Below are 23,742 nucleotides of genomic sequence, written 5' to 3'. Positions count from 1 at the left end.
GAGAGATTCAGTGCGTTTCAAGCTCCGCCTCAATCGCCGCCAGCGCCTCCATAGGATCATCAGCCTGAGTGACGGGGCGTCCAATAACCAGATGGCTACTTCCTGCCTGAAGTGCTTCGCTTGGGCTCATCGTCCGCTGCTGGTCGTTAGCGACTGCAAAGCTTGGCCGAATGCCTGGGGTGACTTTCAGGAAAGATTCACCGCATAGCGTTTTAATCCGCGCAGACTCCTGGGCTGAGCAAACCACCCCTTGCAAACCACTCTGCTTCGCCAGCAGCGCCAAGCGCTCTACGTGTTCGGCCAGTGGGGCCTTTATACCCAGCTCCGCCAAATCGTCGGCCTGCATACTGGTCAATACGGTGACGGCGATTAAGTGGGTCGTTAAAGCGTGCTGCTCCAGACGCTGCACAGCCGCCTCCATCATCCGCCGCCCGCCGCTGGCATGTACGTTGACCATCCACACGCCCTGCTCTGCCGCCGCCTGCACTGCGCTGGCAACGGTATTGGGAATATCGTGAAATTTAAGATCCAGAAACACCTCAAACCCTCTACCATGCAGCGCTTCTAGCACCGCAGGGCCGCTGCGGGTAAACAGCTCTTTACCTACTTTCACTCGACAGCGGGCGGGATCTAGCTGATCCGCCATGCAGAGCGCAGCGTCTAGCGAAGGGTAATCAAGGGCAATAATAAGCGGGGAATCGGTGGCCACAACGTTGCTCCAAATACGTTTTTAGCCATTATATCAGCCTCACCCTACTCCTCGCCTCTGTATGTCGGCGATAGGACAGCAACATGTAAGACTTTTGCCATAAATGGATAGCTAAAAACTTACAAACGCTGTCATAGATCTCTTACAGAAACGCCTTTGCAATAAAGCTAAGTTAGTAATGCATCGGTGTTGATCGTGCTTGTTATGAACACTGGCACGAGTAGAAACCTCTACGCCTAAAAACCTCTACGCAACGCCGTCTGCGTAACCCAAGTCCTCCAACGTTATTAAAAGGATCATTGAAGATGAACATGAAACTTAAAGGAGTTTTGGCCGCGCTACTGTTTAGCATTAGCTTAGGTCTTTCCAGTGGCGTGCAGGCCCAGGAAGTGGCCCCGATTAACGTCAATACTGCCGACGCTGAGCTACTGGCCGAACTACCGGGCATTGGCCCCAGCCGGGCCGAAGCGATTATTGAAGAGCGCGAAACCAATGGCCTCTTTGAAAGCGCTGCCGACCTAGAGCGCGTCAGTGGCATTGGGTCTGCCACCGTTGACCGCTTGCAGGATCAAGTGACATTTGAATAGAGGTAACATTGGTTAGCCACCACAATCGCCCGGTCAGCATAGGCGCCGGGCTTTGGTACAGTCTGCTTTAAATCATCCACAAATCCATAAACTTATGAACTGGCAACGTTTCAAGTGCTGTCTGTTGGCTGCATAGTTGAGTGATGGTTTGGCAACGGCTTGATGGAAATCGGGTCGCCAAATGGCGCTCAAACTTTTCAACCAGTAGCGGCATCCCCGCTTCCCTTCGACGACGATGGCCTATCGGGTACTCCACTGCGACTTGATCCGTCGCACTCCCATCGTTGAAAAATACCTGCACCGCATTGGCGATAGAGCGCTTTTCAGGATCGTGGTAATCCGCCGAATACTCGGCATTTTCTTCTACCACCATTTTGCCTCGCAGCTCATCTATCAACGGATGTGCTGCATGAAAACTGTCTTCATAGTGCTCAGCGGCAAGGGCACCAAAAATAAGTGGCACCGCGGTCATGTATTGCAGGCAGTGGTCGCGATCCGCCGGATTGGCGAGTGCGCCGGTTTTGGAAATAATCCGAATAGCCGAATCATGGGTAGTGAGTACCACCCTATCAATTTCGTCCAGACGATCTTTCACCTGAGGGTGCAGTGCCACAGCGGCTTCGCAAGCCGTTTGGGCATGAAACTCAGCGGGGAAGGAGATCTTAAACAGGATATTCTCCATCACGTAACTGCCAAACTCACGCTGGAAGCGAAGGCGGCGATCAGCCGCAGGCTTCAGGCTTAAATCTTTGTTGGCATGGCTGAATAGCACATCGTAGAACCCCCACTGAGGGGCCGATAGCGCGCTGGGGATACCCATTTCACCGCGTAGGGCAATATCTGCCAAGCGCACGCCTCGTGAAGTAGCGTCCCCAGCGGCCCAGCTTTTACGCGAACCGGCGTTGGGGGCATGGCGATAGGTGCGCAGACTCTGGCCATCCACCCAGGCATGAGAGAGTGCCGAGAGCAGTTGCTCGCGATTGGCTCCCTTCAGCTTAGCGGCCACCGCGGTTGAGGCCACTTTCACCAGCACCACGTGATCGAGCCCTACCCGGTTAAAGCTATTCTCCAGCGCCAGCACACCCTGGATCTCATGAGCCATTACCATGGCATTTAGCACATCACGCATCACCAGCGGCGCTTCACCTTGGGCGACCTGCCGCTGAGAGAGGTGGTCGGCCACAGCGAGTATCCCACCCAGATTATCGGAGGGGTGCCCCCACTCTGCGGCGAGCCAGGTATCGTTATAATCCAACCAACGGATGATACAGCCGATGTCCCACGCTGCCTTCACCGGGTCAAGGCGGAGCGAGGTGCCTGGCACACGTGCCCCAAACGGCACCACCGTGCCTTCCACTATCGGCCCAAGGTGCTTGGTACACTCAGGAAAGCGCAGCGCCAGTAGTCCGCAACCCAGCGTATCCATCAGGCAGTAGCGGGCCGTTTCCAATGCCTCTTCAGATTCCACCTGATAATTGAGCACATAGTCGGCAATAGCCTGTAGCTCGGGGTCGTAGTCAGGCCGCTCATTGGCTTCGGATGTGGCGGACGGTTTGGAAGACGATCTGGAAGACATAGCGCTCTCTCCTGCGGTTGAGTCACCTACTCAGTATGGCTCAAGTCAGTATGGCCCAAGAAAGACTTACTAAAAGCTGTCGCCAGGAATTTTCACAAACCCTTCCATCAATACCCGCGCACTGCGACTCATCACCGCCTGCTCGATACACCAGCGCCCATCTATCAGGTTTGCTTCTGCACCGACACGCAAGCTACCCGACGGGTGTCCAAAGGTGACTGCATTACGTTTACCACCACCCGCTGCCAGGTTTACCAACGTGCCTTCAATCGCCGCGGCAGCGGCAATAGCAACCGCAGCGGTGCCCATCATGGCATGGTGCAATTTGCCCATAGAGAGCGCCCGCACCAGCAGATCGATATCGGCCGCCTGGACGCTTTTTCCGCTTGATGAAACGTAATCTGCCGGTGGGCCAACAAAAGCTACTTTGGGCGTGTGCTGGCGGTTGGCAGCTTCGCTAATATCACTGACCAGCCCCATACGCACAGCCCCGTGGGCGCGAATGTTTTCAAACATATCAAGCGCTTTACTGTCGCCGTTGATGGCCCCCTGTAGCTCGGCGCCGGTATAGCCAATGTCGGCGGCGTTAATAAACACAGTGGGAATACCGGCATTGATCAGCGTTGCTTTCAGCGTACCCACCCCTGGCACATCTAGGTCGTCAATCAGATTGCCAGTGGGAAAAATGGCACCCTCGCCATCCGCCGGATCCATAAAGGCCACCGGAATCTCCGCGGCCGGAAAGGTCACACCATCGAGCTCGAAATCGCCAGTTTCCTGTACTTCGCCATTAACGATGGGCACCCGTGACACGATGGTTTTGTGAATATTCGCCTGCCAAATGCGTACCTCGGCCACGCCGTTTTCAGGAATACGCGCTGGATCAATAAGGCCATTCGCAATTGCAAAAGGGCCTACCGCCGCCGAGAGATTACCGCAGTTACCGCTCCAATCCACAAAGGGCTTGTCGATGGAGACCTGACCAAACAGGTAATCCACGTCGTGTTCCGGTGATGCGCTTTTCGACAGAATCACCGTTTTGCTAGTGCTTGAGGTGGCAGCCCCCATGCCATCTATCTGCTTCTCATAAGGGTCGGGGCTGCCTATCACCCGCAGCAACAGTTGATCCCGCGCGACGCCGGGCTGCTGGGCGGCTTCGGGTAGATCGCTAAGTTTAAAAAACACGCCCTTACTGGTGCCGCCACGCATATAGGTGGCGGGGATTTTAATCTGAGGGGCATAATGCATAAGCGTTATCTCCGACTATGCAGCGCTGGTGGATTCGAGAAAGTCCTGGGCAAAGCGCTGCAGCACGCCACCGGCGGTGTAAATAGACACCTCCTCGGCGGTATCCAAACGGCATTTTACCGGTACGCGCTCGCCATCACCGTTTTGGCGATGGATCACCAGGGAAAGCTGCGCACCTGGCGAAACTGCACCTTCCACATCAAAGGTTTCGGTGCCGTCTAAGCCTAGTGTCATACGCGTAGTGCCTGGCTCAAACTCCAGCGGCATCACCCCCATACCAATCAGGTTGGTGCGGTGAATACGCTCAAAGCCTTCGGCGGCAATCGCCTCTACGCCCGCCAGTGCCACACCTTTGGCCGCCCAGTCCCGTGAGGAGCCTTGGCCGTAATCGGCACCGGCAATAATGATCAGCGGCTGCTTGCGCGCCATATAGGTTTCGATCGCCTCCCACATGCGAGTCACTTCGCCTTCTGGTTCTACCCGCGCCAGCGAGCCCTGCTTTACCTTGCCATCGTCGTCACGCACCATTTCATTGAAAAGCTTGGGATTGGCGAAGGTCGCCCGCTGGGCGGTGAGATGGTCACCCCGGTGGGTGGCGTAGGAATTAAAATCCTCCTCCGGCACACCCATTTTCTCCAGGTACTCCCCCGCCGCGCTGTTCAACTGAATCGCGTTAGAGGGCGACAGGTGATCGGTAGTGATATTGTCCGGCAGAATCGCCAACGGCCGCATCCCCTTGAGAGTGCGCTCCTTGGCCATATTGCCCTCCCAGTAGGGCGGCCGACGGATATAGGTACTCTGTGGGCGCCAGTCGTATAGCGGGCTGACCTGGGCGCGGGCGCTCTTGTCCAAGTCGAACATGGGAATATAGGTCTGGCGAAACTGCTCGGGCTTCACCGACGCTTTGACAATCGCATCAATCTCTTCATCGGCGGGCCAGATATCCTTCAAGGTAACGGGATTCCCCGCCTGATCCACCCCCAGGGCGTCCTTCTCAATATCAAAGCGAATGGTGCCCGCAATGGCATACGCAACCACCAGCGGCGGTGACGCCAAAAAGGCCTGCTGGGCGTGGGGGTGAATCCGCCCATCAAAGTTGCGGTTGCCGGAGAGTACCGCGGTCGCATAGAGATCGCGCTCGATAATCTCCTGCTGGATTTTGGGATCCAGCGCCCCGGACATGCCGTTGCAGGTGGTGCAGGCGTAGGCCACCACCCCGAAGCCAAGATTCTCCAGCTCGCTCATCAAACCGGCTTCTTCGAGGTACATCTTGACCGTTTTCGAGCCCGGCGCCAGCGACGACTTTACCCACGGCTTACGCAGCAAGCCAAGGCGGTTGGCGTTACGGGCGATCAGCCCGGCGGCGACCATATTGCGGGGGTTGGAGGTATTGGTGCAGCTGGTGATGGCAGCGATGATCACCGCGCCATCGGGCATTTTGCCGGCTTTTTCCTCCGCCTGCGCCGCCTCCAGGCCGACGGCAATGCCTCGCTGGGCAAGCTCGGAGGTGGGCAGGTGGGCATGGGGGTTGGAAGGCCCTGCCAGTGTGCGTGTTACCGATGAGAGGTCAAAGGTCAGCACTTGTTCGTAATCAACTTCGGTTAAGCTGTCCGCCCATAGGCCGGTCTGCTTGGCATAGGTTTCCACCAGCGCTACCTGTTCATCTTCGCGACCGGTGAGCTTCAGGTAATCGATGGTTTGGCCATCGATGTAGAACATCGCCGCCGTGGCGCCGTACTCAGGGGTCATATTGGAGATCGTGGCGCGGTCACCGACCGTCAGCGCATCGGCGCCTTCGCCGTAAAACTCAAGATAAGCGCCGACTACCCGCTCTTTACGCAAAAACTCGGTAATCGCCAGCACCATATCGGTGCCGGTAATACCGGGCTGCAATTTGCCGGTCAGCTCTACACCGACAATATCCGGCAAACGCATCATGGAAGCACGGCCCAGCATCACACTTTCGGCTTCCAGTCCCCCGACACCCACGGAGATAACGCCCAGGGCGTCTACCATCGGCGTATGGCTATCGGTGCCCACACAGGTATCCGGGTAGGCAATGCCATCGCGGTTCTGCACCACCGGCGACATCTTCTCCAGGTTAATCTGGTGCATGATGCCGTTACCGGGGGGAATCACATCGACGTTCTCGAAGGCCGTCTTCGTCCAGTTGATAAAGTGGAAACGGTCATCATTGCGGCGATCTTCAATGGCGCGGTTTTTCTCGAAAGCGCCCTCTTCCGACCCGGCATGCTCCACCGCCAGCGAGTGATCGACAATCAGTTGGGTCGGCACCACCGGGTTGACCTTGGCGGGGTCGCCGCCCTTCTCGGCAATCGCATCGCGCAGCCCGGCCAAGTCGACCAGCGCGGTTTGGCCGAGAATGTCGTGGCAGACCACCCGTGCAGGGTACCAGGGGAAATCCAGATCGCTTCTGCGCTCAATCAGCTGTTTCAAGGCATCGGTGAGCAGCTCTGGATCGCAGCGGCGCACCAGCTGTTCTGCCAGCACGCGGGAGGTATAGGGTAGCTGCGCATAGGCGCCGGGCTGGATATCTTCCACTGCCTCCCGAGCATCGAAAAAATCCAGCTCCGTGCCGGGCAGGGGTTTACGGTATTGGGTATTCATAGCAGACAGACTCACAAGAAGGGGCTGAAAAAAGTCCGGTGACCAAGCCACCGGACAGCACGCGGGTCAGTCTCGCGCTTCGATCGGCACCCACTCGCTCTTCTCGGGGCCGGTGTAGTCGGCGCTGGGGCGAATAATGCGGTTATTGGCGCGCTGCTCAAACACGTGGGCCGCCCAGCCGGTTAGCCGCGACATGACAAAAATCGGCGTGAACAGTTTGGTGGGTATATCCATAAAGTGGTACGCGCTGGCGTGGAAGAAGTCAGCGTTACAGAACAGCTTTTTCTCCCGCCACATGACTTCCTCTACCCGCTCGGAAACCGGATAGAGCACTTTGTCGCCGACATCGTCGGAGAGCTTCTTGGACCAGTGCTTGATAATCGCGTTGCGCGGGTCGGACTCGCGATAGATCGCATGGCCGAAGCCCATGATTTTATCTTTGCGCTCCAACATGCCCATGATCTTGCTTTCCGCTTCTTCCGGCGACTGCCAACCCTCGATCATTGCCATCGCCGCTTCGTTAGCCCCGCCATGCAGTGGCCCGCGCAGCGAACCAATCGCGCCGGTGACGCAGGAGTGCATATCGGAAAGCGTTGAGGCGCAGACCCGAGCGGTAAAGGTAGAGGCGTTAAACTCGTGCTCGGCGTAGAGGATCAGCGATACGTTCATTACCCGCGCATGCAGTTCAGAGGCGGGCTCGCCGCGCAGCATATTGAGGAAATGGCCGCCGACTGAGTCGTCATCGGTCTCGGTATCGATGCGCACGCCGTCGTGAGAGAAGCGGTACCAGTAGCAAATAATCGAGGGCAGCACCGCCAGCAGTCGATCGGCAACGTCCTGCTGCTGATCGAAATTCTCCTCGGTTTCCAGATTGCCCAGCATTGAGGTGCCGGTGCGCATCACATCCATCGGGTGGGCATCTTTGGGAATTTGCTCGAGCACTGTTTTCAGCGCCTCGGGCAGCCCACGTAGGCTTTTCAGCTTGGCGATGTAGTGATCCAGCTCAGCCTGGTTGGGCAGCTTGCCCTTCAATAGCAGGTAAGCGACCTCTTCAAATTTGGCTTTTTCAGCAAGCTCTTTGATATCAAAGCCACGGTAGGTTAGGCCTGAGCCTGTTTTGCCTACAGTACATAGCGCGGTAGTACCAGCGCTCTGGCCACGTAGTCCTGCACCTGTCACGGGTTTATCAGCCATGGTGTGTCTCCTATTACTGCTTTTATTTTAACTATCGTGTTCTGAATAATTTCGCTTATTAAACTTTCGGCAAAGCTGGTTTGGCGAGAGGGCAGGTTGGAGCGAGGGTCTTTCGCCCAGGGATGGCGAAAGTAGCGCCCAGGGATGGGTTCACAGCGCCCTCGCGGAAACCTGCCCTCTCACCAGTTGGCTTATTGGTCATCACCTTTTTCGGCAAACAAAGCATCCAGCTTCTGCTCAAAATCGTGGTAGTTCAGGAAATCGTAGAGCTCGTCGCGGGTTTGCATTAACGGCACAACCTCTTTTTGGTGGCCGTTATCCAGAATGCTTTGATAGACCTGCAGGGCCGCAGCGTTCATGGCGCGGAACGCAGAGAGCGGGTAAAGCACCATACGGCAGCCAACGTCGCCAAGCTCCGTTTGAGTAAACAGCGGTGTCGCACCAAATTCGGTGATATTGGCTAGAATCGGTGCGTTGACCCGCTGGCAGAAAGCTTTGTAATCATCCAGGGTGTGCACCGCTTCGGCGAAGATGGCATCTGCCCCCGCTTCTATACAGGCATTAGCGCGCTCGATGGCGGCGTCAAGACCCTCTTTTTGGAAGGCATCGGTACGGGCAATCAGATAGAAGTCGGGGTCGATCTTGGCGTCTGCGGCGGCTTTAATGCGGTCAACCATTTCCTGCTGGGAGACAATCGCTTTATTCGGGCGGTGGCCACAGCGCTTTTGCGCCACCTGGTCTTCCATATGCACTGCGGCTACGCCAGCGCGCTGCATCTCTTTCACGGTGCGGGCAATATTGAAGGCGCCACCCCAGCCGGTATCGATATCCACCAGCAGCGGTAACTCGGTAGCGCCGCAGATACGGTGGGCGTCCTCCACCACGTCATTCATGGTCGTCATGCCCAGATCCGGCAAGCCGAACGAGGCGTTGGCGACACCGCCACCTGACAGGTAAATGGCTTGGTGACCAACCTTGTCGGCCATCAGCGCTGTATAGGCATTAATAGTGCCTAGGATTGGCAGCGGGCGGTTAGCCTCGAGCGCGGCCCGAAAGCGGGCGCCGGGAGTCATCTGGGACATGGGGCGTTTCTCCTGTTGCTAATTTTAATTATGCTTTAGCTTTGCGATTTAGCGGCTGACTGTTCCAGGGCCGCGGCGTAACGATCTGCCACATTGGCGCGGGAGGCGCTGACATGGCGGCGCATTAGCAGCTCGGCCAGCTCCGCATCGCCAGCTTCTATGGCATCCACAATGCGGTGGTGCTCCACAAAAGCGCGCTGGGGCCGCGTGCCACTGGCACTAAACTGAGTGCGGTAAAGGCGCACAAGGTAGTAAAGGTCGTCGCAGAGCAGGTTCATGAGCATCTTGTTATGGCTGCCCTGGACGATGCAGTAGTGAAAATCGAGATCGCCTTCGCGCTGGTAATAAGCTTCGCCACGCTTTAAATCTGCCTGGCCTTCGTGCAGCGCCAGCACGTCTCGCAAGCCCTGAACCTCTGCCGGTGTCATATGCTCAGCCGCCAGCCGCGCCGCCATGCTTTCAAGGGCTTCACGCAGATCAAACAGCTCTAAAAGCTCTTTCATCGAGAGTTTCACAACTCGGGCACCCACATGGGGAACACGTTCGATCAGTCGGTGTGCTTCCAGCCGCCGCATCGCCTCCCGCAACGGTCCGCGGGAAATGCCGTAGGTTTTTGATAGCCCTGGCTCGGTGATCTTACTGCCGGGAGCAAGCTCGCCCCGTACGATGGCATCCTGCAACTGATGAAACACCCGCTCGGCGAGGGTACGCACTTCGGGCGTCGTGGATTCGGACGAACGTTCAGCAGTGCTAAGTGAGGGAGTAGCGAGAGAAGCCATAATTGATTGTCGACAATTGGAAAGTAAACAAACTCTAGCGCGTGTCCATTAAACCGTCAACCAGCCGTGTTTGCCGATTTTATACGTCTTTCGTTGTATTAGCAGGCGCAACAAAATTCAGCTTGTCAACAATCAAGCCATTTTTTTACTCAAAGCTGCGTATAAAACCGTGCGTGAGAAAGGCGTCGAAGCCTTGCGCTGGTGTCATTGTCTACGCCCCTCTAAAATGGCTCGCCCTTTACTGGCTAGGCGTTTGCTTAATGATCAAGGCGTTGACGATATCTGCCCTGCCCTATTCCCCCGACCCACTGGGGATATTCGCCCGCCTGCGTGCCAGGCCCGGAGCGATACTGCTCGACAGTGGCCGCCCGGTCGCTACCGGCCGCTTTGATATTATCAGCAGTGACCCGCTCGCTACGTTGGACGTTGCACATAATGGCGAAGCGAGCATCGCATCGGATCGGCTTAGCCCTCCGGCGCACTTGGCTAACGATGCTTTTGCCCTTCAACAGTGGCTGCTGGATCAGTTGGATATTCCGGATGAAACCAGTGAGCTCCCGTTTCTAGGCGGGCTAATAGGCTACTGGGGGTACGATTTAGGCCGTAAAACCTTATCCATACCGAGCCGTCAAACAAGCCCGGTCACACTGCCACAAGCCCGTTTAGGTCTTTATGACTGGTGCATTACCCTGGATCACATGGCCCAGCAGGCGTGGTTAATCGCCACACCGCAACGCCGTGAGCAGGTGGAAGGCTGGCTTACCCAGCCCCCAACGCCAACTCAACCATTTACATTAACGGATACCTTTAAGGCAGAACTTAGCCACGCTCAATACGTGGCACGTTTTAATGCCGTGCAGCGCTATATTCGGGCGGGTGACTGCTATCAAATTAACCTGGCCCAGCGCTTTTATGCCGATTACCAGGGAGATGAGTGGCAGGCGTACCTACAACTGCGAAAAGCCACCCCCACGCCCTATTCAGGCTTTATGGCCTGGGGCGACAAAGCGGTAATGTCACTTTCCCCAGAGCGGTTTATTCAGTGCCGCAACGGCGAGGTCGAAACACGGCCGATTAAAGGCACCCGCCCGCGAGGTGCGACGCTTGAAGAGGATCAGGCGCTGGCGGAGCAGCTATTGAGCAGCACTAAAGATCGCGCTGAGAATGTGATGATTGTCGATCTGCTACGCAATGATTTAGGCCGCGTCTGCCAACCTGGCACCATCCGCGTACCGCAACTGTGCCATCTGGAGAGCTACCCGAACGTTCACCATCTGGTCAGTGTAGTGCAAGGCACGCTGGCCAATGCCTATACCCCACTGGCACTGCTTAAAGCAGCCTTCCCCGGCGGCTCAATTACCGGTGCACCTAAAATTCGCGCGATGCAGATCATCGATGAACTGGAGCCCTGCCAACGCAGCGTGTATTGCGGCAGCCTTGGCTATGTGGATGTACGCGGCAGCATGGATACCTCCATCGCTATTCGCACTATGGTTGCCGAGGCGGGAAGAGTGCATGTATGGGGCGGCGGGGGCTTGGTGGCAGACTCCCAAGCGGATGAAGAGTACGCCGAGACACTGGATAAAATTCGCCACCTTATTGGCGCTTTGGAATAAGCAACCCATCTTCTAAATCAAAAAGGAATATAAAAGCCTAACTAAACGGTATTGGGGAATGGGGGCTCGTGTTTGATAGCCTAGTCACCATAACTCTACACCCGAACAGGAGGCAGCATGTCCTCACAGCTTGAAGCGATTAACAGTGAATTTGCCAATAACCCACAGGGCTTGATCGAGTGGGCCCTGGCCCAGGGCGCCCGGCCTATTTGCACCACCAACTTCCGCCCCTTTGAGGCGGTGATTCTGCATATGGTCACCCAGGTGCGTCCGGATATTCCCATTGTATGGATGGACAGCGGCTACAACACCGAAGCCACTTATCAGTTTGCTGATGAGGTCATTAAACAGCTTAATCTTAACCTGGTGAGTTTTATACCCCAGCGCACCCGCGCCCACCGTGAAGCGCTGGAGGGCCCTATGCCGGGTATTGACGACCCGCGCCATGCGGCTTTTACTCAGGAAGTCAAAATCGAACCTTTCGAGCGTGCGCTGCGTGAAATGCAGCCCGACGTATGGTTCACCGCGCTGCGCGCGGAAGACACCCCCGAGCGAGCCAAAATGCAGCCGGTCAGCCGCAACAGCGATGGCCTATTGAAAGTTGCCCCGCTACTGCAGTGGAGCGCCAAAGATATGTATCAATACCTACAGGCGCACAACCTACCCAACAACTTCGACTACTTCGACCCCACCAAGGTGGAAGAGAAGCGCGAATGCGGGCTGCATTTACAGCACTGATTCACACAGCGAATTAATACTCGGGCAGGTCTAAGTCATCGAACAGCGACTGTTCATGACGTGGGCCTGCCATTAGCGCTTCCTCTACCCGGTCGCGGGTCAAGTGAGGCGCAAAGCGCTCTAAAAAGTCATACATATAGCCGCGCATGAAAGTGCCACGACGAATACCGATCTTGGTTGTCGAGCTAGCAAATAAGTGACTGGCATCCAGGGCGACGAGATCATCATCAAGCGCCTCATCGACGGCCATGTGCGCCACAATACCGACCCCCATCCCTAGCCGCACGTAGGTTTTAATCACATCGGCATCAGCCGCTGTCAGCACCACATTGGGCGTTAACCCTTTTGCTTTGAAGGCATCGTCTAACTGTGAGCGGCCGGTAAACCCAAACACATAGGTAACCAACGGATGCTCGCCGAGCGCCTCCAGAGTCAACGGGCCCTGGTGCGTGGCAAGCGGGTGCCCCTTAGGCACCAGTACGCAGCGGTTCCAGCGGTAGCAAGGCAGTAGTACTAAATCGGTAAACAGCTCCAGCGACTCGGTAGCAATAGCAAAATCGGCTTGCCCTTCACTGACCATCTGGGCAATCTGCTTGGGCGTGCCCTGCTGCATATGCAGCGCCACATCGGGGTATTTCAGGGTGAATTCACTGATAATCGGCGGTAAAGCGTAGCGAGCCTGGGTATGGGTCGTGGCAATGGCCAAGCTGCCGCGGCGCTCGTCGCTATGCTCCTGGGCCACCTGTTTAATGTTTTCAGTGAGGCGCAGAACCTGTCCAGCCAGATCAATAATCGACTGCCCGGCAGGTGTTACCCGTGTCAAATGTTTGCCGCTGCGAGCAAAAATCTCGACGCCAAGCTCGTCTTCTAACAGACGAATTTGCTTGGAGATCCCCGGCTGTGAGGTAAATAGACTTTGCGCTGTGGCCGAGACATTCAGGTTATGTCGATTGACTTCCCAGATATAGCGTAGCTGTTGTAGCTTCATGTCCTCACCTTATTTATTCTCTAGACAGATCTATGTAGACCGTATCTCTATGCAGGCCGAATTTTTAAGCGCATCCATGCGTTGGTGCCACGTCACGTCTGGCTGGTTGCGTTACGTTGCTTTGCTTTGCTTTGCTTTGCTCACTCGGCACTCTACAGCACCATATAGAATAAAAAACCTCATGATAATGCTTTTATATTATAAAAAAAATGCCCTACCAGCACCCATTAATTTCTGCTATTTAGTTAACTCACTATGCAGGAAATTTGCCAGCAACCTTCGCGCCCGCTAACATCTGCCCACACTTATCGCGATAGACACGAGGCGTGGCAAAAGAGCGCTAATGGATCGCGTATTGACCGTTGCTCCATTTGAGGCAACGAACCAGTAAGAGCAACGCAAACGGAGAAGCAAATGGCTAATAATGTTGATGTCACCAACGCCAATTTTGAGCAAGAAGTCCTCAACGCTGAACAGCCTGTGCTAATGAAATTCTGGGCGCCGTGGTGTGGCCCGTGCAAAGTCATGGCCCCGGTCGTTGATGAAGTGGCCGCAGAACGTCAGGAGAGCCTGAAAGTCGTTAGCGTCAATGTAGACGACGCTCCTGAAATTGCTGCCGAGCAAGGCGTGCGCGGTGTACCTACCGTCATGCTGTTTAAATCCGGCACCAAAGTCGCTTCACTGGTTGGCGCGCAGTCTAAATCGCAACTGACGCAGTTCATCGAACAAAACGCTTGATCAGTGCGTTTAGTACTTGTGAAAACCGCCGACGCTGTCGGCGGTTTTTCTTTCGCTAGTTTCGGCGTTTCCAGGGTGGCAAACTTGCGTCACTCGATCGGATACCTTCCGCACGGCGCTTCCCAGGCCCTAACAGCCGAGCTATCCAGCGTGTTTGAGGGTGACTATCCAAAGCGATTTTCAGCGTCATTGTCAGCATCACCGACAGCAACATCCCCGCCGCACCAAAGATCCACCCCCATACCACTAGCGATAAAAACGCCACGAATGTGGAAAGCCCCAATGCTTGCCCCATTACCCTCGGCTCTATCAAATTGCCGAGCACAAAGTTAATCACCAGATAAGCGGAAGCCAGCAGTAGCGCTTGAAAGGCGCCGCCATCCTGGGAAACCAGCAGCAACAGCACGGGAGGAATAGCAGCAATAGCCGAGCCAATATTGGGTATAAAGTTAAGGGCAAAAGCCAGCACACCCCACAGCAGCGGAAAATCCACTCCTACAGCCACACAGGAGAGCCATACCAGAACCCCGGTGGCCAGACTGATCATGGTTTTAACGGCCAGATAACGCTTCAGCGTTAAACTGAATTCACTAAAGCGCTTCAAGCTGGGCGCAGGGTTTTCCAGTGCACGAGAGACTTTGTCACGCACATTGAGTGTTTCAAACAGCATGAAGATGACCAGCAGCCCCACAATAATGCTCTGCATAAACAGATTGCCTAGCTGGCTCAACAGCTCGGGCATCCAAGAGCCTTCATCCTCTCCCTCAAAAAGTGAGTTAATCTGATCAGGATTAATCGCCAAACCACGTGAAGAGAGCGCATTAAGCAAGTTCCAATACTGTTCGTAAAGCCGCGACTCGATTTCCGGCAACGCCGCCACAAAGGTACTAAAACTATTGACCACCAGTAGGCCAATAAGCGATAAAAACCCTAGCAATACCATCAAGGTTAGGAAAGCCGACACCCGCATACTCAAGCCACAGCGATGCAGCCACTGCACCGGTGAGGTACATACTACGGCGATAAATATCGCCAGTAACAGCGGCACAAGTAGGTCAGCGCCTACTTTCATACCCGCAATAATCACTACCAACGCAGCGAGCGCCAACGTGGCATGGAGCGGTATACTGCGGTAATCTTCATCTGACAATTTCGACATGATCCATCCTTAGCTTGCTGTCAATATATAATGGCTGCATACGACATTTTGCACAAACCGTGCAAATATTAAGCAACTGTTTGGCGTTCACTCTTCCCTGCTGAACTTTCCCCTCTTCTAAGCTTCAAAACGACCTGTACGCTTCCAAGCAACACCCATCCTAACGTTTTGAATTTCGGGCTTAACTCAGCGGCGCACCACCCCGCACACTAAGGAAGTCATTTATGAAAGCAACTCCTCTTAATTCTCCAAAACTAGAGTCTTGTCAACTAGGTTCTTGTAAACCAGGTTCTCAAAATCTAGGCTTTAAACGTTTACGCAGTGGTCTGCTTGGCGGTGCTTTGCTGGCACTCATTTGCGCTCCTTTAGCCCACGCTTCACCGCCGCACCCGCCCCAGCCAAGCCTGCATGTCCAAGCGCAGTCATGGGTGGAGGTTGAACCTGATAAAGCCACCCTCAATGCGCGACTATGGGAAAACACTCCCGCCCTTTCCACCCTTGAAGAGAGCGATAGTAGCGCACTTAGCGATGCCCGCGAACGTTTGGAGAGCCGTGCCAGCGAATTAATCGAACAGATGGAAGCCACCGGTCTTGAACGCAACGCTATTAATGCGGGCTCGTTAAATGTCTATCCCGAACACGTTCAAGGGCCACGCAACGAAGATGGCGAGCATGAGACCTTGCAGCGCACGCGTCTCGAGCGCCCGATCACCGTCGAATTAACCGATCTAAATCAGTTAAGTGAAGTGTTAGACGCGTTAATAGCCGCGGGTGTCAACTCATTGGACGGCGTGCAGTTCGATCTACAAGATCGCGACGCTGCCACTGACGAAGCGCTCGTTAAAGCGCTACAGAAAGCACAGCACAAAGCGAATCTTATGGCCGATAGCTTAGACGCTGAGCTAGGCCATGTGCAGCGCATTGAAGAGACACAGACACCCATTTTCCAGCCACGCATGATGGCAATGCGGGCAGAGAGCGACACTGCTGCAGGCCAATCGGGTGCCGCCAGTGATTACAGCCCCGGCACCATTCGCATAGATGCCGGGGTCAGCGTTGAGTGGGCCCTTAAAGGGCCAGACGCTCCACGCCGCCCAGGTAGCGACGTAGCGGCTCAGGAATAGTTACCGAGCCATCCGCCTGCTGGTGGTTTTCAAGCACCGCCAGCAGGCACCGCCCTACCGCCAGCCCTGAACCGTTCAAGGTATGCAGCAACTGCGGTTTTTTTGCTTCAGGATGGCGATAACGCGCCTGCATGCGCCGGGCCTGGAAATCTTCGCAGTTAGAGACCGAAGAGATCTCACGATACGTCTCCTGGCTAGGCAGCCACACCTCCAAGTCGTAGGTCTTGGCAGCCCCAAAGCCCATATCGCCGGTACACAAAGTCACCACACGGTACGGCAGATCCAGCGCCTGCAGGATCGCCTCCGCATGGCCGCGCATCTCTTCCAACGCTGCGTAGCTCTTCTCCGGCTCAACGATCTGCACCATTTCAACTTTATCGAACTGGTGCTGACGGATCATACCGCGGGTATCGCGCCCGTGAGAGCCCGCTTCAGAGCGGAAGCACGGCGTATGAGCGGTAAGCTTCATCGGCAGCGCTGCCTGGTCGACGATTTCATCGCGCACAAAGTTGGTCAGCGGCACTTCGGAAGTGGGAATCAGGTGGTACTCGCGCTCATCGTCCAGCTTGAATAGATCTTCGCCAAACTTCGGCAACTGACCGGTACCGATCAGCGAATCGCGGTTGACCATATACGGCACGTAGCACTCTTCGTAGCCGTGCTGCTCGGTTTGGGTATCCAGCATAAACTGCGCCAACGCCCGATGCAGGCGCGCAATCGGCCCGCGCATAACCGCAAAGCGCGCACCGGTGATTTTAGCCGCCAGCTCAAAATCGAGATAACCCGATTTTTTGCCCAAATCAACGTGATCCAGCACCTCGAAATCAAACGCTCGGGGCGTACCCCAGCGGTGCAACTCAACGTTATCGTCTTCGCTTTTGCCTTCCGGCACGCTTTCGTGGGGCAGGTTGGGAATACCGCTGATGGCGTCGTCCCACTCTTCCTGCACCTCGGCCAGTTCTTTCTTGGCTTTATCCAGGCGATCGCCTAAATCGCTGACTTCGTCCAGCAGCGGCTGAATATCTTCACCATTAGCCTTGGCCTTACCAATCGCTTTGGAGCGCATATTACGCTCGTTTTGCAGCTGCTCGGTTTGCGTTTGCAGCTCACGGCGACGCGACTCCAGCGCCTGCAGTCCCGCTTTATCAAGCACAAAGCCCCGGCGGGCCAGTTGATGAGCAACCGTATCAAGATCACCGCGCAGCAGTTTCGGATCGAGCATGAATCCTGTCCCTTGGCCTGAAAACAATAAAAGCAACACGCAGATGCGCGTGCGTAAAGAGGGCTATTGTAGGCAAAAGCGCGGATGGGGGCTATGGGCGGTGCCACGCAGCACTTGCTTAGCAGCATTAAAGGTTAGATCAGTAAGACATTTTGTAGCGCAACGCTCAAGGAGCGCGTGGTATCCCTATGGCTAGCAGAATCCAGTTCTTGGATCTAACGCATGCGCTATGACTGCTCTGCATAACCACCCCCGCCCATTAGTCAAAAGTGATAGAGTGCCCGCCGATTCCACTAGCGAATCGCTTAATAATAGATTTCCCCACTTTTGACAGGAGAAAGGCAGTGCAGGAGACAGCACAGCAAGGAAAGTTTGCCTGGTGGCGACGAATTGCCCTATGGAAGAAGATTCTCGCCGGTTTGGCGTTGGGTATTTTGGCAGGCGCGCTGCTAGGTGACACAGCCAGCGTGTTTAAGCCACTTGGTGATATTTTTATAAACGCCATTATGATGCTGATTGTGCCACTGGTGTTCTCCACCCTGGTGGTGGGCATTACCTCCATGCGTGATCCGCAAAAAATGGGCCGGATTGGCGCACGCACAATCACGCTCTACCTGATCACTACCGCCTTTGCTATTTCCATCGGTCTGGTACTTTCCACCCTGCTGCAACCGGGCGTGGGCGTTGAATTAAGCTTCGATTCTGAGGTGGCCGCTAGTGAAGCGCCATCACTGGTCTCTATCCTAGTTAACTTAGTGCCGCGCAACCCGCTGGACGCCCTGGCCAACGGCAACATTATGCAGATCATTGTGTTTGCCATTGGCCTGGGTATTTCACTAACGCTGATTGGCGATAAAGGCGAACCGGTGATGAAGGTATTCGATAGCTTTGCTGAGGCGATGTACAAGCTCACCGGCATTGTAATGGCCTTCGCCCCGTTCGGCGTCTTTGGCTTAATCGCCCACGTCTCCGGCCAGTACGGCTTAGAGATACTGCTACCGCTTGCCAAGCTGATCGGCGTAGCGTACCTGGCCAGTATTCTTCACGTGCTGGTGATCTACTCAGGCTTTATCTCGCTACTTGGGCGGCTTAACCCCATGCGCTATTTACAGGGCAGCCTGGACGCGATTGTGGTGGCGTTCTCGTCCGCCTCTTCTGCGGGCACCCTGCCGGTCTCTATCCGCTGTGCGCAGAAGAACCTGGGCGTTTCCGAAGGGGTTTCGGGGTTTGTGCTGCCTGTAGGCGCCACTATCAATATGGACGGCACCGCGCTTTACCAGGGCGTGGTGGTGCTATTTATCGCCCAAATGACCGGCACCGATTTGAGCATGATGGACTACGGTATGATTGTCGCCACCGGCACGCTGGCTTCCATTGGCACCGCGGGTGTACCGGGCGCTGGCTTGATTATGCTCTCGATTATAATGGCGCAGGTCGGCCTACCGCTGGAAGCCATCGCAGTGGTCGCGGGGATTGATCGTATCCTGGATATGGCACGCACCAGCGTCAACGTCGCCGGCGATTTAATGGTGACCACCCTGGTGAGTAAAAGCGAGGGCGAACTTAACGAAGAGATCTACAACCGTCGCTAACTAAGCGTGTGAACAGGCGCCTGCTGTAAGCTGCGAATAGCAGCAGGCGCCGCCCCCTTGCTAACCTCCTCCCCTAATACAGCAGTTGTGATTCTCACGATTTCTCGGCAACCTATTAGCATCATTTCCAGCCGAGCAACGCTGCCATGCCTACCGCTTTTGATCAAACGCTCGCCGCCATCGATGCTCTGCATCGCGAGGATCCACGTGCCACAACGCTTGCCGATGGCACATCCATGCCCCAGGAACTTGCCTATGCCCAGCGCATGAGCGGCTGGTTAGACTGCGTACACGACGCCCCGGATGAAGTGCTTCGATTAGCCGTTCGCGCCCAGCACTTACAGCGCTGGCTGGTGCCGCGGGAGGAGTACCCTGAAGGGCGCGTGGGTTATCTAACCTGGCGGCGCGATCAGGGCAAGCGCGCGGGCGAGACGACCGCCCAGCTGATGCGCGAGGCTGGCTACAGTGACGAAGACGCCAACCGAGCCAAAACAATTATTGGCAAAAAAGGCCTGGGCCGCGACCCCGATGTGCAGGCCCTGGAAGATTGTGCCTGCCTGGTGTTTCTAGAGAACTACTTTGCCGACTTCTCGCGCAAGATTGAGCACGACCATATGGTACGTATTGTGCAGATGACCTGGCGCAAAATGTCGCCCCGCGCCCACGAACTCGCCTTGAAACTCCCCATGTCGGACGCCTCATTAGCGCTGGTAAAGGAAGCGCTGGGTGCGGAATAAAGCGCGAAGTAAAGCGCTACCGTGTGATGCACCTGGGCAGCCGCTGCGGTAAAGTAGCGGTCTTCTTTTATTGCGCCCCCGGCACTGACGGCCTGATCAACTATGATTGCATCCTTGGACACCCGTACCGCCCCGTTTGAACGTTTGGGCAAAGATTACGTGCGATTTCTGCAAGCCCTCAAAACCCGCGGCTTTGAGGGCGAAATCGCCCCGGATTATGCCAATCGCACGGTGCTGTCCACCGACAACTCAATCTATCAGCGCCTCCCGCAGGCGGCGGTCTACCCCAAGCATGCCGAAGATCTAGAGCGCCTGACCCGTTTGGCCGCGCAAACCTCCCATCGGGGGATTGTGCTAACGCCCCGCGGCGGCGGTACCGGCACCAACGGGCAGTCCCTCACCGACGGCATTGTGGTGGACGTCTCACGCCATATGCACCAGATCCTAGAGATCGATGTGGAAGCGCGGCGTGTGCGCGTCCAGGCGGGGGTGGTGAAGGATCAATTAAACGCCGCGCTCAAACCCCACGGGCTGTTTTTCGCCCCGGAGTTGTCCACCTCCAATCGCGCCACCCTTGGCGGCATGATCTCCACCGATGCCAGCGGCCAGGGCAGCTGTGAATACGGCAAAACCCGCGATCACGTACTGGAACTGGATACCATTCTGATCGGCGGTCAGCACCTGCACAGCCGCGCCTTAACCCAAGACGAAGAACAGACCGAGCGCCAGCAGGCAGGCATTCTTGGCTGCGTGCATACCACCGCCGCCGAGATTATCGACCAGCAGCGTGAGCTGATTGCAGCAAAATTTCCGCCGCTCAACCGCTGCTTAACCGGCTACGATCTGGCCCATTTGCGCGATGATAAAGGCCAGCTTAATCTCAACAGTCTGCTGTGCGGCTCGGAAGGCTCATTAGGCTTTCTAAACGAAGCCGTGCTCAATGTGCTGCCCATCCCCAAGCACTCCACGCTGGTCAACGTGCGCTATACCAGTTTTATGGACGCCCTGCGTGATGCCAAAACGCTGAAAGCCGCCAGCGCTCGACCCACCTCCATCGAAACGGTGGATGACACCGTCCTCCAGCTCGCCATGGAGGACTTTGTCTGGGACAGCGTGGCCGAGTTTTTCCCGGCCACCGGAACGGCGCCGATTCGCGGCATTAACCTGATCGAGTTTAATGACGACGATGAAAACGCCCTCGCCAAGCGGGTAAGGTCTTTTACCGAGCATTTAAGTCAAGACACCAGCGTAGAGCGCCTAGGCTACACCCTGGCCGAAGGGCGCGGGCAGATTCAGAAAGTCTACGCCATGCGCAAGCGCTCGGTGGGCCTGCTCGGCAATGTCCAGGGCGAGAAGCGCCCGATTCCCTTTGTGGAAGATACCGCCGTGCCGCCCGAGCATCTGGCGGACTTTATTGCCGAGTTTCGCGCCGCACTCGATGCCCGCGGGCTTGCTTACGGCATGTTTGGCCATGTGGATGCGGGGGTACTGCATGTGCGCCCCGCCATCGATATGAAGGATCCCGAGCAGGAAAAACTGATTCGCGCGGTCTCTGACGAGGTGGCAGCGCTCACCCAAAAATACGGCGGCCTGCTGTGGGGCGAACACGGCAAGGGCGTGCGCTCGGAGTACGCCCCCAGGTTCTTTGGCGAACTCTACCCCAGCCTACAGCGGGTCAAAGCCGCCTTTGACCCCTTTAACCAGCTTAACCCCGGCAAGATCGCAACGCCTGCCGAGAGCGGCGAGCTCATCGCCAAGGATAGCGACCCTGATCTGCTTAGCATCGATGGCGTGCCGATGCGCGGCCAGCTCGACCGCACCATCGATGAACGGGCCTGGCAGGCCTACGACGCCGCGGTCTACTGCAACGGCAACGGCGCCTGCTACAACTACGATGTCGATGACCCCATGTGCCCGTCCTGGAAGGCCACTCGCGATCGCCGCCACTCGCCCAAAGGCCGCGCCAGCCTGATCCGCGAATGGCTGCGCCTGCAGTCTCAGGCGGGTATCGATGTGGTGGAAGAGTCGCGCAAGAAGAAAGCCGAAGGCGGCTGGGGCTTTATTAAGAGTTTTCCGCTGCGGGTGGTGAACACGCTAAGCCGCAAACAGCACCACGACTACTCCCATGAAGTTTATGACGCCATGGCGGGCTGCCTGGCGTGCAAATCCTGCGCGGGTCAGTGCCCGATTAAAGTCAACGTGCCGCAGTTCCGTTCGCAGTTTTTAGAGGTCTACCACGGCCGCTACCTGCGCCCAATCCGGGACTACGTCATTGGTGGCACCGAGTTTATGCTGCCCACCCTGGCCAAGGCCGCGCCGCTGTATAACGCGGTGATTGGTCAGCGTTGGGTGGAAAAACTGATGCGCAGCACCTTAGGCATGAGCGATTCCCCCGCCCTCTCTCGTGCCAGCGTTAAGAAACAGCTGAAGGCCTGGGGCGTCGCCGAAGCAACGCCGCTCTCGCTGGCCCTGCTCACCGAACAGCAGCGCGCTAACAGCGTGATTATTGTCCAGGATGCCTTCACCACCCACTTTGAAGCCAAGCTGGTGATGGATGTCGTCGAGCTGCTGTCGCGTTTAAACCTACGTGTGTTTGTGATGCCCTTTTCGGCGAACGGCAAACCACTCCAGGTGCAGGGCTTTTTGGGCGCCTTCGAGCGCACCGCCGCCAAGCAGGCCGAGCGGCTGCGCACCCTGGCGCGCTTTGATGTCCCCATGGTGGGTATCGACCCGGCGATGACGCTCACCTACCGGCAAGAGTACGTCAAAGCGCTGGGCAATGAGGCGGTGCCTGAGGTGCTGATGCTGCAGGAGTGGCTGGCGACCCGCATCACTACCCTGGCGCCCAGCCAGCTTAAGCTCACCGACCCAGGATTTAAGCTGCTCTCCCACTGCACCGAGAAGACCAACGCGCCGGGTAGCCCCAAAGCGTGGCAGCAGGTGTTTGCGGCGTTTGGGTTAGAGCTTGAATTGATGGCCACCGGCTGCTGCGGCATGTCCGGCACCTACGGCCACGAAACCCGCAACGCCGCTACGTCAAAAACGATCTACGCCCAGTCCTGGCAGCCCCAGGTAGAGGCCGATGACAACACGGGTAAGCTACTGGCCACCGGCTACTCCTGCCGTAGTCAGGTGAAGCGTTACTCGGAACAGGTGCTGCCTCACCCGCTTCAGGCGCTGCTTGTTTGTCTAAAGCGGGCAAGTTAAAAGAACAGTCGTTTAAGTGCCAACCCTGGATCACTCTCACGCATAAAGGCTTCGCCGACCAGGAAACCGTTAACGTTGTGGTCACGCATCAGCTCAACGTCATCGCGGGTATGAATGCCGGACTCGGTAATCACCGTAACGCCTTCTGGAATGCGCGGCAGCAGATCCAGAGTGGTGTTCAGGCTGGTTTCAAAGGTGTGCAGGTTGCGGTTGTTGATGCCCACAAGCTTTAGATCCAGCGCCAGTGCGCGCTCAAGTTCCTCAGCATCGTGGACTTCGACCAATACATCCATCCCCAACTGAATAGCCTGCTGATTCAGGTCGTGCAGTTGGGCGTCATCCAGAGCGGCAACAATCAGCAGAATACAGTCAGCGCCAATCGCCCGGGCTTCACAGACCTGGTAGCCGTGGGTGATAAAGTCTTTGCGAATCACCGGCAGCGTACATACATCACGGGCAGCAATGAGATAGTCTTCGTGCCCCTGGAAAAAGTCGGCGTCGGTAAGCACGGAGAGACAGGCAGCGCCGCCCTGGGCATAGCTTTTGGCGATATCCGAAGGGTGAAACTCTTCGCGGATCACTCCCTTTGAGGGTGAGGCTTTTTTCACCTCGGCGATGATGGCCGGATCCCCCTCCGCAATGCGCGTGTTGAGCGCATCGATAAAGCCACGCGGCGCGCTCTGTTGCTCACCGAGGGCGAGCAAATCAGCCTCTGAAACGGCCTGACGGCGCTCAGCCACTTCCTGCTCTTTACGAGCCAGAATGCGCGTTAAAATAGTCGGCGTTGCCTGTTGAGTCATGTTGATCTCTTTTTTTTA

The 23,742-nt window shown here is 56.3% G+C and carries 19 protein-coding genes; 8 read left to right on the top strand and 11 right to left on the bottom strand.

The features are described from left to right. Positions 1 to 7: 7 nt before the first annotated feature. Positions 8 to 709, bottom strand: a complete 702-nt coding sequence (pyrF, locus tag QT231_RS08875; protein ID WP_308336551.1) for an orotidine-5'-phosphate decarboxylase — start codon at positions 707 to 709, stop codon at positions 8 to 10. A 305-nt stretch (positions 710 to 1,014) separates the two neighbouring features. Here pyrF and QT231_RS08870 point away from each other — a divergent pair, with 305 nt between their 5' ends. Further along, a complete protein-coding gene (locus QT231_RS08870; protein WP_308336550.1) occupies positions 1,015 to 1,296 on the top strand; it encodes a ComEA family DNA-binding protein in 282 nt (93 codons plus the stop codon). A 67-nt stretch (positions 1,297 to 1,363) separates the two neighbouring features. On the opposite strand, the gene prpD is transcribed toward QT231_RS08870, so the two are convergent. From prpD to QT231_RS08840, 6 genes are all read right to left on the bottom strand, one after another. After that, on the bottom strand, positions 1,364 to 2,872 hold the full coding sequence (gene prpD, locus QT231_RS08865; protein WP_308336549.1) for a 2-methylcitrate dehydratase: 1,509 nt from the start codon (positions 2,870 to 2,872) through the stop codon (positions 1,364 to 1,366). A 69-nt stretch (positions 2,873 to 2,941) separates the two neighbouring features. After that, complete coding sequence (gene prpF, locus QT231_RS08860) at positions 2,942 to 4,120, bottom strand: 2-methylaconitate cis-trans isomerase PrpF (RefSeq protein ID WP_308336548.1); 1,179 nt, start codon at positions 4,118 to 4,120, stop codon at positions 2,942 to 2,944. Between the two features lie 15 nt (positions 4,121 to 4,135). Further along, complete coding sequence (gene acnD, locus QT231_RS08855; protein WP_308336547.1) at positions 4,136 to 6,748, bottom strand: Fe/S-dependent 2-methylisocitrate dehydratase AcnD; 2,613 nt, start codon at positions 6,746 to 6,748, stop codon at positions 4,136 to 4,138. A 66-nt stretch (positions 6,749 to 6,814) separates the two neighbouring features. Beyond that, positions 6,815 to 7,942, bottom strand: a complete 1,128-nt coding sequence (gene prpC / locus QT231_RS08850; RefSeq protein WP_308336546.1) for a 2-methylcitrate synthase — start codon at positions 7,940 to 7,942, stop codon at positions 6,815 to 6,817. Positions 7,943 to 8,133: 191 nt separating this feature from the next. After that, complete coding sequence (gene prpB / locus QT231_RS08845; protein ID WP_308336545.1) at positions 8,134 to 9,024, bottom strand: methylisocitrate lyase; 891 nt, start codon at positions 9,022 to 9,024, stop codon at positions 8,134 to 8,136. 35 nt (positions 9,025 to 9,059) lie between these two features. Further along, the gene (locus tag QT231_RS08840) at positions 9,060 to 9,803 is read right to left on the bottom strand and encodes a GntR family transcriptional regulator (protein ID WP_308336544.1); all 744 of its coding nucleotides are present in this window, start codon (positions 9,801 to 9,803) and stop codon (positions 9,060 to 9,062) included. Positions 9,804 to 10,063: 260 nt separating this feature from the next. On the opposite strand from QT231_RS08840, the gene pabB reads away from it, so the two are divergent. After that, positions 10,064 to 11,419, top strand: coding sequence for an aminodeoxychorismate synthase component I (pabB, locus tag QT231_RS08835; protein WP_308336543.1), 1,356 nt, complete (start codon positions 10,064 to 10,066; stop codon positions 11,417 to 11,419). 117 nt (positions 11,420 to 11,536) lie between these two features. Next, complete coding sequence (locus QT231_RS08830; protein ID WP_308336542.1) at positions 11,537 to 12,157, top strand: phosphoadenosine phosphosulfate reductase family protein; 621 nt, start codon at positions 11,537 to 11,539, stop codon at positions 12,155 to 12,157. Between the two features lie 13 nt (positions 12,158 to 12,170). Here QT231_RS08830 and cysB read toward each other — a convergent pair whose 3' ends face one another. Further along, on the bottom strand, positions 12,171 to 13,145 hold the full coding sequence (gene cysB, locus QT231_RS08825) for an HTH-type transcriptional regulator CysB (RefSeq protein WP_226250783.1): 975 nt from the start codon (positions 13,143 to 13,145) through the stop codon (positions 12,171 to 12,173). Between the two features lie 414 nt (positions 13,146 to 13,559). Between cysB and trxA the strand changes: the two genes are divergently transcribed. Beyond that, positions 13,560 to 13,883: a thioredoxin gene (gene trxA, locus QT231_RS08820; RefSeq protein WP_007113240.1), complete on the top strand. Its 324-nt coding sequence runs from the start codon at positions 13,560 to 13,562 to the stop codon at positions 13,881 to 13,883. 55 nt (positions 13,884 to 13,938) lie between these two features. Here trxA and QT231_RS08815 read toward each other — a convergent pair whose 3' ends face one another. Next, positions 13,939 to 15,042: an AI-2E family transporter gene (locus QT231_RS08815; RefSeq protein ID WP_308336541.1), complete on the bottom strand. Its 1,104-nt coding sequence runs from the start codon at positions 15,040 to 15,042 to the stop codon at positions 13,939 to 13,941. A gap of 224 nt (positions 15,043 to 15,266) precedes the next feature. On the opposite strand from QT231_RS08815, the gene QT231_RS08810 reads away from it, so the two are divergent. Next, on the top strand, positions 15,267 to 16,166 hold the full coding sequence (locus QT231_RS08810; RefSeq protein WP_374694387.1) for an SIMPL domain-containing protein: 900 nt from the start codon (positions 15,267 to 15,269) through the stop codon (positions 16,164 to 16,166). Here the strand turns inward: QT231_RS08810 and serS are convergent. Further along, entirely contained in the window at positions 16,111 to 17,388 is a 1,278-nt protein-coding gene (gene serS, locus QT231_RS08805) for a serine--tRNA ligase (RefSeq protein ID WP_308336539.1), read from the bottom strand. The two genes, QT231_RS08810 and serS, sit on opposite strands and share 56 nt — an antisense overlap. 344 nt (positions 17,389 to 17,732) lie before the next feature. Here serS and QT231_RS08800 point away from each other — a divergent pair, with 344 nt between their 5' ends. The 3 genes from QT231_RS08800 to QT231_RS08790 all read left to right on the top strand — a co-directional run bounded on the left by QT231_RS08800 (position 17,733) and on the right by QT231_RS08790 (position 22,924). Beyond that, positions 17,733 to 18,980 carry a dicarboxylate/amino acid:cation symporter gene (locus tag QT231_RS08800; protein ID WP_308336538.1) on the top strand — a complete coding sequence of 416 codons (1,248 nt, stop codon included), beginning with the start codon at positions 17,733 to 17,735 and terminating at the stop codon, positions 18,978 to 18,980. A gap of 146 nt (positions 18,981 to 19,126) precedes the next feature. Beyond that, positions 19,127 to 19,717, top strand: coding sequence for a DUF4202 domain-containing protein (locus QT231_RS08795; RefSeq protein WP_308336537.1), 591 nt, complete (start codon positions 19,127 to 19,129; stop codon positions 19,715 to 19,717). A 102-nt stretch (positions 19,718 to 19,819) separates the two neighbouring features. Beyond that, on the top strand, positions 19,820 to 22,924 hold the full coding sequence (locus QT231_RS08790; RefSeq protein WP_308336536.1) for an FAD-binding and (Fe-S)-binding domain-containing protein: 3,105 nt from the start codon (positions 19,820 to 19,822) through the stop codon (positions 22,922 to 22,924). On the opposite strand, the gene trpC is transcribed toward QT231_RS08790, so the two are convergent. Beyond that, positions 22,921 to 23,724, bottom strand: coding sequence for an indole-3-glycerol phosphate synthase TrpC (trpC, locus tag QT231_RS08785; protein WP_308336535.1), 804 nt, complete (start codon positions 23,722 to 23,724; stop codon positions 22,921 to 22,923). The genes QT231_RS08790 and trpC overlap by 4 nt on opposite strands. Between the last annotated feature and the right edge of the window lie 18 nt (positions 23,725 to 23,742).

The organism is Halomonas sp. SpR1, assembly GCF_031010175.1.
GTDB lineage: Bacteria > Pseudomonadota > Gammaproteobacteria > Pseudomonadales > Halomonadaceae > Vreelandella.
This window is presented reverse-complemented; position numbering and strand designations above follow the sequence as displayed.

What these genes read in the sequence shown, in the direction of transcription:
- QT231_RS08830 (WP_308336542.1), top strand. Translation starts at nt 11,537, where the DNA reads ATGTCCTCACAGCTTGAAGCGATTAACAGTGAATTTGCCAATAACCCA.
- trxA (WP_007113240.1), top strand. Translation starts at nt 13,560, where the DNA reads ATGGCTAATAATGTTGATGTCACCAACGCCAATTTTGAGCAAGAAGTC.
- QT231_RS08815 (WP_308336541.1), bottom strand. Translation starts at nt 15,042, where the DNA reads ATGTCGAAATTGTCAGATGAAGATTACCGCAGTATACCGCTCCATGCC.
- prpB (WP_308336545.1), bottom strand. Translation starts at nt 9,024, where the DNA reads ATGTCCCAGATGACTCCCGGCGCCCGCTTTCGGGCCGCGCTCGAGGCT.
- acnD (WP_308336547.1), bottom strand. Translation starts at nt 6,748, where the DNA reads ATGAATACCCAATACCGTAAACCCCTGCCCGGCACGGAGCTGGATTTT.
- prpF (WP_308336548.1), bottom strand. Translation starts at nt 4,120, where the DNA reads ATGCATTATGCCCCTCAGATTAAAATCCCCGCCACCTATATGCGTGGC.
- prpD (WP_308336549.1), bottom strand. Translation starts at nt 2,872, where the DNA reads ATGTCTTCCAGATCGTCTTCCAAACCGTCCGCCACATCCGAAGCCAAT.
- QT231_RS08840 (WP_308336544.1), bottom strand. Translation starts at nt 9,803, where the DNA reads ATGGCTTCTCTCGCTACTCCCTCACTTAGCACTGCTGAACGTTCGTCC.
- serS (WP_308336539.1), bottom strand. Translation starts at nt 17,388, where the DNA reads ATGCTCGATCCGAAACTGCTGCGCGGTGATCTTGATACGGTTGCTCAT.
- prpC (WP_308336546.1), bottom strand. Translation starts at nt 7,942, where the DNA reads ATGGCTGATAAACCCGTGACAGGTGCAGGACTACGTGGCCAGAGCGCT.
- QT231_RS08795 (WP_308336537.1), top strand. Translation starts at nt 19,127, where the DNA reads ATGCCTACCGCTTTTGATCAAACGCTCGCCGCCATCGATGCTCTGCAT.
- QT231_RS08810 (WP_374694387.1), top strand. Translation starts at nt 15,267, where the DNA reads ATGAAAGCAACTCCTCTTAATTCTCCAAAACTAGAGTCTTGTCAACTA.
- pabB (WP_308336543.1), top strand. Translation starts at nt 10,064, where the DNA reads ATGATCAAGGCGTTGACGATATCTGCCCTGCCCTATTCCCCCGACCCA.
- cysB (WP_226250783.1), bottom strand. Translation starts at nt 13,145, where the DNA reads ATGAAGCTACAACAGCTACGCTATATCTGGGAAGTCAATCGACATAAC.
- trpC (WP_308336535.1), bottom strand. Translation starts at nt 23,724, where the DNA reads ATGACTCAACAGGCAACGCCGACTATTTTAACGCGCATTCTGGCTCGT.
- QT231_RS08870 (WP_308336550.1), top strand. Translation starts at nt 1,015, where the DNA reads ATGAACATGAAACTTAAAGGAGTTTTGGCCGCGCTACTGTTTAGCATT.
- QT231_RS08790 (WP_308336536.1), top strand. Translation starts at nt 19,820, where the DNA reads ATGATTGCATCCTTGGACACCCGTACCGCCCCGTTTGAACGTTTGGGC.